Source organism: Sphingomonas sp. Leaf20, assembly GCF_001421535.1.
Classification (GTDB): domain Bacteria; phylum Pseudomonadota; class Alphaproteobacteria; order Sphingomonadales; family Sphingomonadaceae; genus Sphingomonas.
The window spans coordinates 1,046,760-1,060,428 of the sequence record NZ_LMKN01000001.1 but is presented as its reverse complement, the minus strand read 5'-3'; the positions used below and the strand labels follow the sequence as shown (position 1 = coordinate 1,060,428).

10 protein-coding genes are annotated in these 13,669 nt (G+C 67.7%); 7 read left to right on the top strand and 3 right to left on the bottom strand.

The genetic code is table 11. The features are described from left to right. Positions 1 to 4: 4 nt before the first annotated feature. Together ASE72_RS04765 and ASE72_RS04760 are read left to right on the top strand one after the other, a co-directional pair. The gene (locus tag ASE72_RS04765) at positions 5 to 3,229 is read left to right on the top strand and encodes an efflux RND transporter permease subunit (RefSeq protein ID WP_056017310.1); all 3,225 of its coding nucleotides are present in this window, start codon (positions 5 to 7) and stop codon (positions 3,227 to 3,229) included. A gap of 117 nt (positions 3,230 to 3,346) precedes the next feature. Next, positions 3,347 to 4,615, top strand: a complete 1,269-nt coding sequence (locus ASE72_RS04760) for a DUF445 domain-containing protein (protein ID WP_056017308.1) — start codon at positions 3,347 to 3,349, stop codon at positions 4,613 to 4,615. A 20-nt stretch (positions 4,616 to 4,635) separates the two neighbouring features. On the opposite strand, the gene ASE72_RS04755 is transcribed toward ASE72_RS04760, so the two are convergent. Further along, on the bottom strand, positions 4,636 to 5,313 hold the full coding sequence (locus ASE72_RS04755) for an HAD family hydrolase (RefSeq protein ID WP_056017305.1): 678 nt from the start codon (positions 5,311 to 5,313) through the stop codon (positions 4,636 to 4,638). A 61-nt stretch (positions 5,314 to 5,374) separates the two neighbouring features. Here ASE72_RS04755 and ASE72_RS04750 point away from each other — a divergent pair, with 61 nt between their 5' ends. From ASE72_RS04750 to ASE72_RS04735, 4 genes are read left to right on the top strand one after another with little or no spacing between them, the layout of a single operon-like run. Then, the gene (locus tag ASE72_RS04750) at positions 5,375 to 6,484 is read left to right on the top strand and encodes an ABC transporter permease (RefSeq protein ID WP_056017301.1); all 1,110 of its coding nucleotides are present in this window, start codon (positions 5,375 to 5,377) and stop codon (positions 6,482 to 6,484) included. After that, complete coding sequence (locus tag ASE72_RS04745; RefSeq protein ID WP_056017298.1) at positions 6,484 to 7,380, top strand: ABC transporter ATP-binding protein; 897 nt, start codon at positions 6,484 to 6,486, stop codon at positions 7,378 to 7,380. The genes ASE72_RS04750 and ASE72_RS04745 overlap by 1 nt, the downstream gene beginning before the upstream one ends. After that, entirely contained in the window at positions 7,380 to 8,342 is a 963-nt protein-coding gene (locus ASE72_RS04740) for an MlaD family protein (protein ID WP_056017294.1), read from the top strand. The genes ASE72_RS04745 and ASE72_RS04740 overlap by 1 nt, the downstream gene beginning before the upstream one ends. Before the next feature lie 8 nt (positions 8,343 to 8,350). Further along, positions 8,351 to 8,944 carry an ABC-type transport auxiliary lipoprotein family protein gene (locus ASE72_RS04735; protein WP_082445869.1) on the top strand — a complete coding sequence of 198 codons (594 nt, stop codon included), beginning with the start codon at positions 8,351 to 8,353 and terminating at the stop codon, positions 8,942 to 8,944. A 36-nt stretch (positions 8,945 to 8,980) separates the two neighbouring features. On the opposite strand, the gene ASE72_RS04730 is transcribed toward ASE72_RS04735, so the two are convergent. After that, a complete protein-coding gene (locus ASE72_RS04730; protein WP_056017288.1) occupies positions 8,981 to 9,829 on the bottom strand; it encodes an HpcH/HpaI aldolase/citrate lyase family protein in 849 nt (282 codons plus the stop codon). Positions 9,830 to 9,880: 51 nt separating this feature from the next. Beyond that, a complete protein-coding gene (locus ASE72_RS04725; RefSeq protein WP_156350125.1) occupies positions 9,881 to 10,408 on the bottom strand; it encodes a hypothetical protein in 528 nt (175 codons plus the stop codon). A gap of 210 nt (positions 10,409 to 10,618) precedes the next feature. Between ASE72_RS04725 and ASE72_RS04720 the strand changes: the two genes are divergently transcribed. Then, positions 10,619 to 13,648 carry a TonB-dependent receptor plug domain-containing protein gene (locus tag ASE72_RS04720; RefSeq protein ID WP_056017282.1) on the top strand — a complete coding sequence of 1,010 codons (3,030 nt, stop codon included), beginning with the start codon at positions 10,619 to 10,621 and terminating at the stop codon, positions 13,646 to 13,648. Positions 13,649 to 13,669: the final 21 nt, after the last annotated feature.

The following is a 13,669-nucleotide window of genomic DNA, read 5'->3' as shown; positions in this document are numbered from 1 at the left end:
AGCCATGAACTTCCGCAACATCTCGGCCTGGTCGATCCGCAATCCGGTTCCGCCGATCGTGCTCTTCTTGGCCCTGATGCTTGCAGGCGTCGTCAGCTTCATGCGGATGGACGTCAACCGCGATCCCGACATCGACTTCCCGATCGCGATCGTCGTCGTCAACCAGCCGGGTGCGGCACCGACCGAGATGGAGACGCAGGTCACGCAGCGCGTCGAGGCGGCGGTGCGATCGCTCCAGGGTATCGACGAGATCAATTCGACCGTCACCGAGGGCAATTCCCAGACGATCATCCAGCTGACGATCGGTACGCCGATCGATCGCGCGGTGAACGACGTGCGCGACGCGATCGCGCAGATCCGCAGCGACCTGCCCGACGGCATCCTCGAGCCGCAGGTCTACCGCGCGAACACCAGCGGCAACGACATTGCGAGCTTTGCCGCGATCACCACGAGCATGACGGTCGAACAGCTGTCCTGGTACATCGACGACACGGTGACCAAGGAGCTGCTGTCGATCCCCGGGATGGCGACGATCAGCCGGAACGGCGGCGTCAGCCGCGAGATCCGCGTGATCCTCGACCCGCTCAAGCTGCAGAGCCAGGGGCTGACCGCGAGCCAGGTCAACGCACAGTTGCGGCTGGTGAACCTGAACGCCGCGGGCGGCCGCGCGGAAATTGCGGGGTCCGAGCAATCGATCCGCGTGCTGGGCAACGCACGCAACGCGGCCGATCTCGGACAGACGCAGATCAGCGTCGGCAATGGCCGCACCGTGCGGCTCGCCGACATCGCGCAGGTCCGCGACCTGTATGCCGAGCAGCGCAGCCGGGCGACGGTCGACGGCCGCCAGGCGATCACCTTCGACTTCCAGCGCGCCAAGGGGGCGTCGGACGTCACGATCTATCATGCGGCTGTCGAAAAGCTGCGCGCGCTCGAAAAGCGCAATCCGTCGGTCAAGTTCGTCCAGCGCTATACCAGCACCGACTATACCGAGTCGCAATATGAGAGCGCGATCCATGCGATGATCGAGGGCGCGGTGCTCGCGGTCATCGTCGTGTTCCTGTTCCTGCGCGACTGGCGCGCGACCGCGATCTCCGCGCTCGCGATCCCGCTGTCGGCGATCCCCGCCTTCTGGTTCATGGACCTGCTCGGGTTCGACCTCAACGGAATGACGCTGCTCGCGCTCAGCCTGGTGGCGGGTGTGCTGGTCGATGACGCGATCGTCGAGATCGAGAACATCGTCCGGCACATGCGAATGGGCAAATCCGCCTATCAGGCGTCGATCGATGCCGCCGACGAGATCGGCCTTGCCGTGCTGGCGACGACGATGGCGATCGTCGCGGTGTTCCTGCCGGTCGCGCTGATGCCGGGTATCGCGGGGCAGTTCTTCAAGAATTTCGGCCTGACCGTCGTCGCCGCGGTGCTGATGAGCCTCGCGGTCGCGCGGCTCGTCACGCCGATGATCGCGGCGTATTTCCTTAAGTCCTTCGGTCATGCGACGCATGGCGAGGGCCGCGTGATGGACTGGTATGTCCGCACGCTGCACTGGACGCTCGACAGCCGCAAGGCCGCTGCATGGCGGGCCCGCGGCGGGCTGCGCAAGGTCTTCAACCGCGTGCTCGATCACCGGATGTGGGCGATCGGGGCGGGGGCCGTGTCGTTCGCGCTGACGCTGTTCATGTTCACCGTCCTGCCGTCGCAGTTCCAGCCGACGCGCGACGAGGATGATGCGAACGCGCAGATCGAGATGGTGCCCGGCACCACGCTCGCGCAGACCGACGCGGTCGTCGCGCGCGTCAGCGAGATCCTGCGCCAGCAGCCCGAGGTGACGACTGTCTATGCGCGGACGCGCGTCGGCAGCGGCAACGTGACCGCGAACCTGAGCAAGGATCGCAAGGAGAAGTCGGTCGATTTCGAGCGCCGCCTCGCGCCGCAGCTGACCGCGATTCCCGACGCGCGCGTGTCGTTCCGGTCGCAGTCGGGCTGGGGGTCGAGCGGTCGCGACGTAACCGTCGTGCTCGGCGGCAGCGACCCTGCCAAATTGCAGAAGGCGGCGGACCAGATCGTCGCGGAAATGGGGTCGCTCAAGTCGCTCACCGCACCGCGCGTGTCGGGGGGGATGCAGCGGCCCGAAATCGTCATCCGCCCGCGCTTCGACCTCGCGGCGAGCCTCGGCGTGACGACGCAGGCCTTGTCATCGGCGATCCGGATCGCGACGCTGGGCGATATCGACCAGAATTCGGCGCGATTCTCGCTGACCGACCGGCAGATCCCGATCCGCGTCGCGCTCGACCAGTCCGCGCGCTCGAACCTCTCGACGATCCAGAACCTGCCTGTCGCGACCGCATCGGGCGGCTCGGTGCCGCTCAACGTGGTGGCCGATATCGGGCTGGGCTCGGGCCCGACCAAGATCGACCGCGTCAACCAGCAGCGGCAGATCACGCTGGGCGCGGATCTCGCTCCCGGCGTCGTCATTTCCGATGCGATGAAGCAGGTCCATGCGCTGCCGACGATGAAGATGCTCCCGGTCGGCGTCAGCGAACTCGCGCTCGGCCAGACCAAGTGGCAGGCGGAGATGATCACCAACTTCATCATGGCGGTCGTCTCGGGAACGTTCCTCGTCTTTGCGGTGCTCGTGCTGCTGTATCGGCGCGTGCTGCCGCCGTTCGTCAACATGGGGTCGCTGCTGCTGGCACCGCTCGGCGGGCTGCTCGCCTTGTGGGTCACGGGGCAACCGATCTCGATGCCGGTCTATATCGGGCTGCTGATGCTGCTCGGGATCGTCGCCAAAAACTCGATCCTGCTGATCGACTTCGCGCTCGACGAGATGAGCAAGGGCGTCGACACCTTCACCGCGATCATTGATGCGGGACACAAGCGGGCGCAGCCGATCGTGATGACGACGGTCGCGATGGTCGCCGGCATGGTCCCCACCGCGATGTCGATCAGCGGCGATGCGTCGTCGCGTGCGCCGATGGGCACGGTCGTGATCGGCGGGCTGGCGCTGTCGACGCTGCTGACGCTGCTGATCATTCCCGCGGCGTTCAGTCTCGCGGTCGGGATCGAGCGCGCGGTCGGACCGCGGCTGGGCCGGCGTCTGCTGACCTATCGGCCAGGCGACAATGGCGAGGGTCCGCTAGGCATCCCCGGTCCCGACCGGCCGATGCTCGGGCCGGCGTCGCCCAAGATCGGTTATGCCGACGGGGAGGGCGGTACCCAGCCCGCCGAGTGACGCGCCACGTGATTCGCCGTGTGATCCGCCGCTTGAAGCGTTGCCGGTTGCGGCGAATGATTTGCGCGGGTGCGGTCGCGCCTTGAACTATCCCGGCGCTCGGGGATTGTTTCGGCTATGATACCGATCACCCGTGCGCGTCCGGCTCAGGAAGCCGTCAATCCTGCGCTGGTGCGGATGCGGATCGTCGCGACCGGGCTGCTGGTCGCGATGGCGATCGTCTTCCTCGTGAGCCGGGCGATCGGCCCGGTGCATCCGGCGGTCGGGTTCGTCCGCGCGTTCGCGGAAGCGGCGATGGTCGGCGGGCTGGCGGACTGGTTCGCGGTGACCGCGTTGTTCCGCCATCCGCTTGGCGTGCCGATCCCGCACACCGCGATCATCCCGCGCAACAAGGATCGGATCGGCGACACGCTCGCGGTCTTCCTGCGCGACAATTTCCTCCTGCCCGCGGTGATCTCGCGGCGGATGCGGCGTCTCGACGTCGCGGGGGCGATCGCGCGCTGGTTGACCGATCCGCCCGAGGGTGCGGGCGGGCGGTTCCGGTCGGGTGCGTCGAAGCTCGTCGCGCAGGTGCTCGAGGGGCTCGACCCGGCGCGGCTGGGCGGCATGGTCAAGGCCGGGATCGGCGCACGGCTGCGCGAGACGGAGATGTCGCCGATCCTCGGCCAGCTGCTGAAGGCGTCGATCGCGGAGGGGCGCCACGCACCGCTGCTCGATGCGGGGATCCGCTGGGCGGCGCAGGCGCTCGCGGCGAACGATCATCTCATCCGCGCGATGGTGCACGACCGCGCCGGCTCGCTGCTGCGCTGGACCGGGCTCGACGGGGCGGTCGCGAACAAGCTGATCGACGGGCTCGACAAGCTGCTCGGCGAGGTTGCCGAGGACCCGCACCATCCGTTGCGCATCCGCGCCGAAGAAGGGCTCGCGCGGTTTGCCGAGGACCTCCAGCATGACCCGGCAATGCGCGCGCGGATCGAGACGCTGAAGAACGAACTGCTCGGCAACCCGGCGATGCAGCGCTGGCTCGATGGCCTGTGGGAACAGGCACGCGCCGCGCTGCTCGGGATCGCGCGCGACCCCGAACGCGCGATGGCGGGCAAGCTGGGCGATATCCTGCGCCAGCTCGGCGAGACGTTGCAGCGCGACCCGCGGCTGTCGCACACGATCAACCGCTTCGTCCGGCGCGCGGTCGTCGGGATCGCCGCGGACTATGGCGACGGGATCGTCCGGCTGGTGTCCGAGACGGTGCGCGGATGGGATGCCGACACGATCACGCGGCGGCTCGAGAATGCGGTTGGCCGCGACCTGCAATATATCCGCGTCAACGGGACGATCGTCGGCGGGCTGGTCGGGCTCGCGATCCACACGATCGACCTGCTGCTCTAGGCGGCGACGTCAGACGGGGGCTATCGCTCCCAGTCGGGCATCGGCCAGCCCTTCGCCCTGGCGAGCAGGCGGAGCGGGCCATGCGCATTCACCGCGAACGGCTCGTCCGCCCAGGCAAAGGTGGGCGCGTCCGAGACGTGATCGGAATAGAAGCGGACATGCGCATCGGCGCGCGCGATGCCCTCGCGCGCCATCCACGCCTCGATCATCGCGAGCTTGGCGGGGCCGTAGCAATTCTCGCCGTCGATCCCCGCAAGCAGGTGGCCGTTCGCATCGCGCAGGCTCTCGGTGCCGATGACCGCGTCGAAGCCCAGCCGTTCGGCGATCGCCTCGACGTAGAAACGGTAGGAGGCGGTCGCCATGACGAGCCGGTAGCCCGCGGCGCGGTCGGCCTCGATCTGGCGCAGCGCCGCGGCGAAGACGCCGTCCTTCGTCACCCGGTCGGCAAACGCGGTCGCGGCGCGGCGTTCCTGCTCGGGCGACATCGACTTGCCGAGCATCATCCGCTGCATCACCTGCTTCAGGCGGCCGCGACTCATCAGCCTGGCGACATAGCCCATCGCGGCGAACGCGGCGACGGGAACGAGCGCGAGCCGCCACGGCGCGCCGCTGCGGGCGGAATGGATCAGGAACGGCGTCCAGGTCGGCGCGTGCGTGATCGTCTTGTCCATGTCGTAGATGGCGAGAAGCTGAGTCATTATCCGCGCTTACACAGCATTCGTCTTGCCGATCCAGTCCGTTTGCCGCAAAGGTGCCGCGATGAGTGCGATGGCAGATTTCCAGCAGGACGGTGCCGAGACCGGTACGCTTCGCTTTACCGGCGATCTGTCTCTTGCCAGGCTTGGGACATTGCCCGAACGGCTGGAGGCGGTCGACGCGGCCAAGATCGCGCATGTCGACCTGAGCGGGGTCGAGCGGATCGACACGATCGGCGCGTGGGTCGTCCACCGGTTTGCGGCGCGCAACGACGCGACGATCGACGGGCTGGATGCCGACGACCAGAAGCTGTTCGATCAGGTCGTGGCATCCGACCAGCCGCAGACCGAGCGTCCGAAGCCCGTCGGTGCGGTCAGCCGCGTGCTCGGCGAGATCGGCGACGCGGTCGTGCTGACCGGCAAGACGATGATGGGGCTGCTCGCGTTTCTCGGCGCTACGACGATCGCGTTCGGCAGCGTCATTCGCCACCCGCACCGGTTCCGGTTCAACGCGGTGGTCCAGCGGTTCGAGGTGGTCGGCATCGCCGCGCTCGGCATCGTCGGACTGATGAGCTTCCTGATCGGCGTGGTCATCGCCCAGCAGGGCGCGGTGCAGCTGCGCCAGTTCGGCGCCGAGGTGTTCACGATCAATCTCGTCGGGCGGCTGACGCTGCGCGAACTCGGTGTGCTGATGACCGCGATCATGGTCGCGGGGCGATCGGGTTCGGCGTTCGCGGCGCAGCTCGGCACGATGAAGCTGACCGAAGAAATCGACGCGATGCGGACGATCGGCGTGTCGCCGATGGAGGCGCTCGTGCTGCCGCGTGTGCTGGCGGCGATCGTGATGATGCCGTTGCTCGCCTTCTATGCGTCGCTGATCGCGATCATCGGCGGCGGGTTGCTGTGCTGGATCCAGCTCGGCATTCCGCCCGTCACGTTCATCGCGCGCATCCGCGAGGTCGTGCCGATCACCGACCTGTACATCGCGCTGATCAAGGCGCCCGTCTTCGGCGCGATCATCGCGGTGGCGGGGTGCTTCCAGGGCATGCAGGTCGAGGCCGATGCCGAACAGGTCGGCCTGCGCACGACGTCGGCGGTGGTGCAGGGCATCTTCCTGGTCATCGTCCTCGACGCGTTCTTCGCGGTATTCTTTACCTGGATCGGTTGGGACTGATGGCGCGCGACAAGGACGAGATCATCATCTCCGTAAAGGGGCTGAAGAACGCTTTCGGCGAATCGGTCATCCATGAAGGGCTCGACCTCGACGTCAGGCGCGGCGAGATCCTCGGCGTGGTCGGCGGATCGGGTACCGGCAAGTCGGTGCTGATGCGCTCGATCATCGGACTGCAGACGCCGTCCGAGGGTCAGATCACCGTCTTCGGCGAGCCCAATATCGGCCGCGAGGAGACCGAGGCGACCGAGATCCGCAAGCGCTGGGGCGTGTTGTTCCAGGGCGGGGCACTGTTTTCGACGCTCACGGTCGCGGAGAATGTCGAGGTGCCGCTGCGCGAATTCTATCCCGACCTGCCGCCCGCGCTGCTCGCCGAGATCGCCGGGTACAAGGTCGTGATGACGGGGTTGCCCGCGGATGCCGCGAACAAGTTTCCGGCCGAACTGTCGGGCGGGATGAAGAAGCGCGCAGGGCTTGCCCGCGCGCTCGCGCTCGATCCCGAATTGCTGTTCCTCGACGAGCCGACCGCAGGCCTCGATCCGATCGGCGCGGCGGCGTTCGACGAGCTGACGCAGTCGCTGCAGAAGACGCTCGGTCTCACCGTGTTCCTGATCACGCACGACCTCGATACGCTGTACGCGATCTGTGACCGCGTCGCGGTGCTCGCCGACAAGAAGGTGATCGCGGTCGGGACGATCGACGAACTGCTCGCGCTCGATCATCCGTGGATCGAGGAATATTTCAAGGGTCCGCGGGGCCGTGCGGCGGTCGCGACGCAGGAGGCGCACGCGCGTGCCGACGCGGTTGCCGAGGCCCACCCGACCGAAGTCCAGTCCAAGCAGTCCGCGGCCGATGATGCCGACGCGACATATGCCGAGAAAGAAGCAAGGGCGCGCTGATGGAAACCCGTTCTAACCACGTCCTTGTCGGCGCCGTCGTGCTGATCCTGCTGGCGATGCTCGCGCTGTTCACCGTGTGGATCGCGCGTCTCGGCGGTACGGAAGAGAAGGAATATGACATCTTCTTCCGCCAGTCGGTCGACGGGCTCGCGCGCGGCTCGGCCGTCACGTTTTCGGGCGTGCCGTCGGGTCAGGTCAAGGGGATCACGCTGTGGAAGAACGACCCGTCGTTCGTCCGCGTCCGCATCAGCGTGAACGACGACGTGCCGGTGCTGCAGGGCACGACCGCGTCGATCTCGGGCGTCGGGTTCACCGGCGTCAGCCAGGTGTCGCTCGATGGCGCGCGCAAGGGTGCACCCGCGATCGGATGCCCCGATTCGAACGGGCAGCCCTGTCCGTACGGCGTACCGGTCATCCCGACCAAGCAGGGCGGGCTCGGCGCGATCCTGAACTCCGCGCCGCAGCTGCTCGAGCGGCTGTCGACGCTGACCGAGCGGCTGACCGGGCTGCTCACCGATCGTAACCAGGCATCGATCGCGGGGATCCTCGAGAACACCAACCGCCTGACCGATGCGCTGGCGGATCGCGGGCCCGAGATCGCGGCGACGCTGGCGCAGACGCGCGTGGCGATCCAGCAGGCGGGTGATGCCGCACAGCAGTTCGGCGTTCTCGCGCAGACGACCAATGGGGTCCTCGCCGAGGACGTGAAGCCCGCAATGGCCAATCTCAACAAGGCGATCCAGTCCGCGCAGACGAGTGCGGAGACGCTGAACGCGGCGATCGGCGATGCGCGGCCGGGGTTGCAGGCGTTCTCGAAGACGACGATCCCCGAGGCCAACCGCCTCGTCCACGACCTGCGTACCACGGCCGCCGCGCTGTCGTCGGTTGCCGAACGTGTCGACCAGCAGGGGGCAGGCTCGCTCGTCGGGCAGCAGAAGCTTCCGGATTACAAGGGTAAGTGATGACCGCCATGAAGACACCGCTGCTCATCCTCCTCGCGGCATTGCCGCTCAGCGCCTGCATCAGCTTTGGCGCGGCACCACCGCCGACGCTGCTGACGCTGACCTCGGCATCGTCGGTTCCTGTCGGGCAGGACCAGAATTCGGGGACCGCCCGGTCGATCACGCTGCAGGTGCCAACGGTGCCGCAGGCGCTCGCGACGGCGCGCGTTCCGGTCCAGTCGACCGCGACGTCGATCGCCTATGTGAAGGACGCACAATGGGCGGAGCCGCCCGCGCGGCTGTTCGCGCGGCTGATGTCGGATACGGTGGCGGCGCGCACGGGGATGGTCGTGCTGTCGTCGGTCCAGGCCGTCGGCGATCCGAGCGCGCAGCTTGGTGGTGAGCTGCGCAATTTCGGGCTCGATGCGACGACGCGCGAGGCCGTCGTGACGTTCGACGCGGCGCTGACGCGGGCGGGCATGCAGACGGTCGAAAAGCATCGCTTCGAGGCGCGTGTGCCCGTCGCGGCGATCGATGCACCGTCGGCGGCCGCCGGGATCAACACCGCGGCGAACACCGTCGCGACGCAGGTCGCGGACTGGATCGGCCGCCCGCGCGGCTGATCGTCTCGCCGCGCGGCTAGGCGCGGCGGGCGGGGGCTATCCGGCCAGCGCGAGGATCGCCCTGGCTTCCTCGAGGTGAAGCCGTTCGACCATCGCGCCATCGAGGCGGATCGCGCCAAGTGCGGCGTTGGCGTCGTCGGCGAACGCATCGACCACACGGTGCGCCCAGGCGACCTGCTCCGGCGCAGGGCCGAACGCGCTGTTGGCGGCAGCGATCTGCGACGGGTGGATCAGCGTCTTGCCGTCGAACCCGAGCGTCGCCCCCTGCAACGCCTCGCGCGCGAGCCGGTCGGGATCGTCGAGCGCGTTGCAGACGCCATCGAGCGCGAGCAGACCCGCGGCGCGCGCGGCGGTGACGGTTGCCGCGAGCGCGTGGATCAGCGGCATGCGATCGGTGCCCGGACGGCAGCGCATCTCCTTGGCAAGATCGTTGGTCCCCGCGACCAGCGCGGTCAGCGTCGCGGACGACGCGGCGGCGACGATTCCCGGCAGCGCGAGAATACCCGCACAGGTCTCGATCATCGCCCACAAGGCGGGGCCTTCGGGGCCGATCGCCGCGCGTGCCGCGACGAGATCGCGGTCGGACGCGATCTTGGGGACGAGTACCGCATCGAGCGCGAGCCCCGCGACCGCCTCGGCATCCGCGGCGCCCCAGGGCGTGTCGAGCCCGTTGATCCGGACGACGAGCGCGCGATCGCCGAACCCGCCGGCGCGGCATTCGGCCGCCATCGTCGCGCGCGCTGCCGCCTTCTCGCCGGGTGCCACCGCATCCTCGAGATCGAGGATGACGACGTCGCACGGCAGGCTGCGCGCCTTGGCGATCGCACGGGGGTTGGACGCGGGCATGTAGAGCGCGCTGCGGCGGCGCAAGGGGGCTGTGGTCATGCCGCCGATCCTACGCAGAACCGACGTCCATGTCGAAGGGCAGGGGCGCGCTCAGGGAATACGCCGGACCTTGATGCTCCGCAGCCCGGGGCTGCGCAGGATGTAGCTGCCGAGCGCGGCGCGGTGGAGCGATACCGCCATTCCCGGCCGCGGATCGCGATCGCCGTCCCACGCGGCGATCGTCTGCCACCGGCCGCCCTCGGCGAGCGTCAGCGTCCAGCGCGCGCCGGCGACGGGCGCGACCGCGGTGACCACCGTGTCGAGCGCCTCGATCCGCTCGGCGGGTGCCGCCGGCGTCGCGAGCAGCGCGCCCGCATCGACGGGCAGGCCGAACAGCGAGCGCTGCGTCCGGGTGATCTGGCGGCGGTCGAGGATCACCACGTCGCGGCGCTTGACGGCGTCGACGAGCGTCCGCACCGCGGCATCGCTGCAGGCGAGCCGCTCGCGGTCGTCGGCGATCTCGAGGCAGCGCGAAAAATCCGCCACGAGCCTGTCGGACCGGGGCGCGAGCTCGGTCTGCGCGGCCATCTGCGTCGCCATCACTGCGGTGAGCGCGGCCATGCCAAAAACGTCCGTCATGATCCCCCTCGAACCGATCGACGGTCAGCATAACGCAGGTCCGATCCGGACATTGTATCGAAAATGTCACATCCGAAACAAATCGGAAAAGTTGGTCATAACGCTGATTGTCGGATGCTGCACTGCGATGCACACTCTTGGCAAGGCCGGAACGGTCCTAAACGGGAGGCGTGCCTACGGGGGTAGGCGCGCACAGGGGAGATAAATTACATGAATGCAGGTTTGCGGTGCAGGTTACTTGCGTCCACGCTCTTTGTCAGTGCTTTCATTGGGGCCACACCGGCACTGTCGCAGGTTGCCGAACCGGTCGAGGTTGCCCCTGAGGCGCAGGCGACGAGCGATGCTCCCGCGACCGATATCGTCGTGACCGGGTCGCGGATCGGCCGTCCCGACCTCGAGACCGCAAGCCCCGTCAACGTGATCGGCCAGCAGGAACTGCTGCTCCGCCAGCCCGGTACCGCCGAGGAACTGCTCCGGACGCTGCCATCGGTACGTCCATCGCTCGGACCCGGCGTCAACAACGGCAGCGACGGGTCGGCGACGATCAACCTTCGCGGCATCGGCGACAACCGCACGCTGGTGCTGCTCGACGGCCGTCGCATCGTGCCGTTCGGTCTCGACAACCTGACGGACACCAACGTGATCCCGGTCGGCCTGATCGACCGGGTCGACATCGTCACGGGCGGCGCGTCGTCGGTCTATGGCGCCGATGCGGTCGCGGGCGTCGTCAACTTCGTCACGAAGCGCGATTTCCAGGGCGTCGAGGCGACGTCGAACTACCGGATCTCCGAGCGCGGCGACACCGCACGTTATCGCGGCGACATCCTGTTCGGCGCCAACCTTGCCGACGGCAAGGGCAACGTCGTCCTCGGCATCGGCTATACCCAGTCGGACCCGCTGCTCCACACGCAGCGCGACATCAGCGCGTTCCCGATCAGCTCGGCGAACGGCCAGTTCTCCGGCGCGACCGCGGCGCAGGTGACGATCTTCGCGTCGCCGAGCAACGCGTCGCTGGGGCTCCCGACGAGCAGCTTTGGCGCGGTGGTCAATCCGACGACCGGGCTGCTGCAGGCGGCAACCGCGGCGGACACGTACAACACGAACAACGGCACCTATTTCCAGACGCCGCTCAACAAGATCAACATCTACTCGGCCGCGCATTACGAGGTCGCCGACGAGATCGAGCTCTATTCGTCCGCGATGTACAGCCGCAGCGAAGTCCGCCTGCAGCTCGCGCCGTCGGCGACGTTCGGCAACACCTATCAGCTCGCGCTCAACAACCCGTATCTGCCCGCCGGCCTGCGCAACCAGATCTGCAACTCGGACACGAACCTGACGCTCGCCGGAATCCAGCCGCGCGTGTCGGCTGCGGCCTGCGCCGCCGCGGCGGCGGTCCAGGGTGGCCCGGGGACCGCGGGCTATCTCGAAGTCCCGGTCGTCGCACAGCGTCGCTTCACCGAATATGGCCCGCGCGGCAATCCGATCACCTCGCAGATGTTCCAGGTTCAGGGCGGCGTCCGCGGCAAGATCACCGACGGGATCAAGTTCGACCTGTCAGCACAATATGGCGAGACGTCGCAGAACCAGGTTCGCGAGAACTGGGGGTCGTACAGCAAGGTCCAGCAGGCGCTGCGCGCCTATCGGACGCCCGACGGCACGCTGCGCTGCGCCGACACGAGCAATGGCTGCGTCCCGCTCAACCTGTTCGGCCCCAACGGCAGCATCACCGCCGACCAGCTCGCGTTCATCGATCTCGATGCGATCATCACCCGCAAGACCGAGCTGACGGTCGTCACCGGCAGCATCGCGGGTGACCTGTTCGGGCTCAGCTCGCCGTTCGCCACCAACGCGGTCGGTTTCGCGATCGGCGGCGAATACCGCAAGGTCAGCGCGCGCAGCACGCCCGATGGCCCGTCGCAGATCCAGGGCGAAGTGCTCGGCACCGGCGCACGCACGCCCGCCGATTTCGGGCAGATCACGACCAAGGAAGCGTTTGCCGAGCTGATCGTCCCGCTCGTCGAGGACGTGCCCTTCATCTACAAGCTGACCGCGGAAGGCGGCGTCCGCTATTCCGATTATTCGACGACGGGCGGCAGCACGACGTGGAAGGCGGGCGGCGGCTATGAGCCGATCAAGGGCTTCAAGTTCCGCGGCATGTACCAGCGCGCGGTCCGTTCGCCCAACATCGCCGAGCTCTTCGCCTCGCCGGTGCAGGGGCTTGGCAACCTCAATCCCGATCCGTGCCAGGGGGCGATCTCGGGCGGTCTGGCGGCGCTGTGCGTCGCGACCGGCGCGCCGTCGAACACGATCGGCTCGATCCCCCAGCCGACCTCGGGGCAGATCAACGTCACGACCGCGGGCAACCGCGATCTCGATGTCGAGCGTGCGCGGACCTACACGCTGGGCGGCGTCCTGACGCCGACGTTCCTGCCGGGCTTCTCGCTGACGGTCGATTACTTCAACATCGTCGTGAAGGACGCGATCACGCAGCCGGGGCAGGGCGACATCCTCAACGGCTGCTATTCGGCAGCGCTCAACCCGAGCTTCGCCAATAACAGCTTCTGCCAGCTGATTCAGCGCAACCCGTTGACGGGCAGCCTGAACGGGGCGGGCGAGACGCCGGGCGTCATCCTGAGCTATTCGAACCTCGGCGTCATCGAGACGGCAGGTATCGATTTCGGCGTCACGCAGCGCGCGCGGCTGCAGGATGCCGGGATCAATGTCCCCGGCACGCTGTCGCTGGGCTTCAACGCGACGTGGCTCGACTATTACCACTTCCAGGCGACGCCGAATGCGATCAACCGCGACTGCACGGGCTATTACAGCACGAACTGCACCAACCCGCGGCCCGAGTGGAAGTGGAATGGTCGCGTGACCTACAGCCAGGAGATGTTCGACATCTCGCTGCTGTGGAACCACGTCAACTCGGTCGCGATCGAGCCTTTCCGCGCAACGGCGACGCAGCCGCTGACGACCGCGCAGCCGGGCGGGCCGAACCCGGCGACACTGCTCGACGCGTATGAGCGGATCGACGCCTATGATTATTTCGACCTGGCGCTCCGCTTCCTGCCGACCGACCAGTTCGAGATGACGCTGACCGTCGACAATCTGTTCGACAAGAAGCCGCCTCTGGTGGGGTCGACCGTCGGTGGTACGGCGTTCAACAGCGGCAACACCTTCCCGACGACGTACGACGCGATCGGTCGCGCCTACACGATCGGGGCCCGCCTGAAGTTCTGATACCGGGTGTCTCTGCGGGGG

Bases quoted from the DNA above. Each gene is read 5' to 3' on its own strand.
- ASE72_RS04765 (WP_056017310.1), top strand. From the start codon at position 5: ATGAACTTCCGCAACATCTCGGCCTGGTCGATCCGCAATCCGGTTCCG.
- ASE72_RS04760 (WP_056017308.1), top strand. From the start codon at position 3,347: ATGATACCGATCACCCGTGCGCGTCCGGCTCAGGAAGCCGTCAATCCT.
- ASE72_RS04755 (WP_056017305.1), bottom strand. From the start codon at position 5,313: ATGACTCAGCTTCTCGCCATCTACGACATGGACAAGACGATCACGCAC.
- ASE72_RS04750 (WP_056017301.1), top strand. From the start codon at position 5,375: ATGAGTGCGATGGCAGATTTCCAGCAGGACGGTGCCGAGACCGGTACG.
- ASE72_RS04745 (WP_056017298.1), top strand. From the start codon at position 6,484: ATGGCGCGCGACAAGGACGAGATCATCATCTCCGTAAAGGGGCTGAAG.
- ASE72_RS04740 (WP_056017294.1), top strand. From the start codon at position 7,380: ATGGAAACCCGTTCTAACCACGTCCTTGTCGGCGCCGTCGTGCTGATC.
- ASE72_RS04735 (WP_082445869.1), top strand. From the start codon at position 8,351: ATGAAGACACCGCTGCTCATCCTCCTCGCGGCATTGCCGCTCAGCGCC.
- ASE72_RS04730 (WP_056017288.1), bottom strand. From the start codon at position 9,829: ATGACCACAGCCCCCTTGCGCCGCCGCAGCGCGCTCTACATGCCCGCG.
- ASE72_RS04725 (WP_156350125.1), bottom strand. From the start codon at position 10,408: ATGACGGACGTTTTTGGCATGGCCGCGCTCACCGCAGTGATGGCGACG.
- ASE72_RS04720 (WP_056017282.1), top strand. From the start codon at position 10,619: ATGAATGCAGGTTTGCGGTGCAGGTTACTTGCGTCCACGCTCTTTGTC.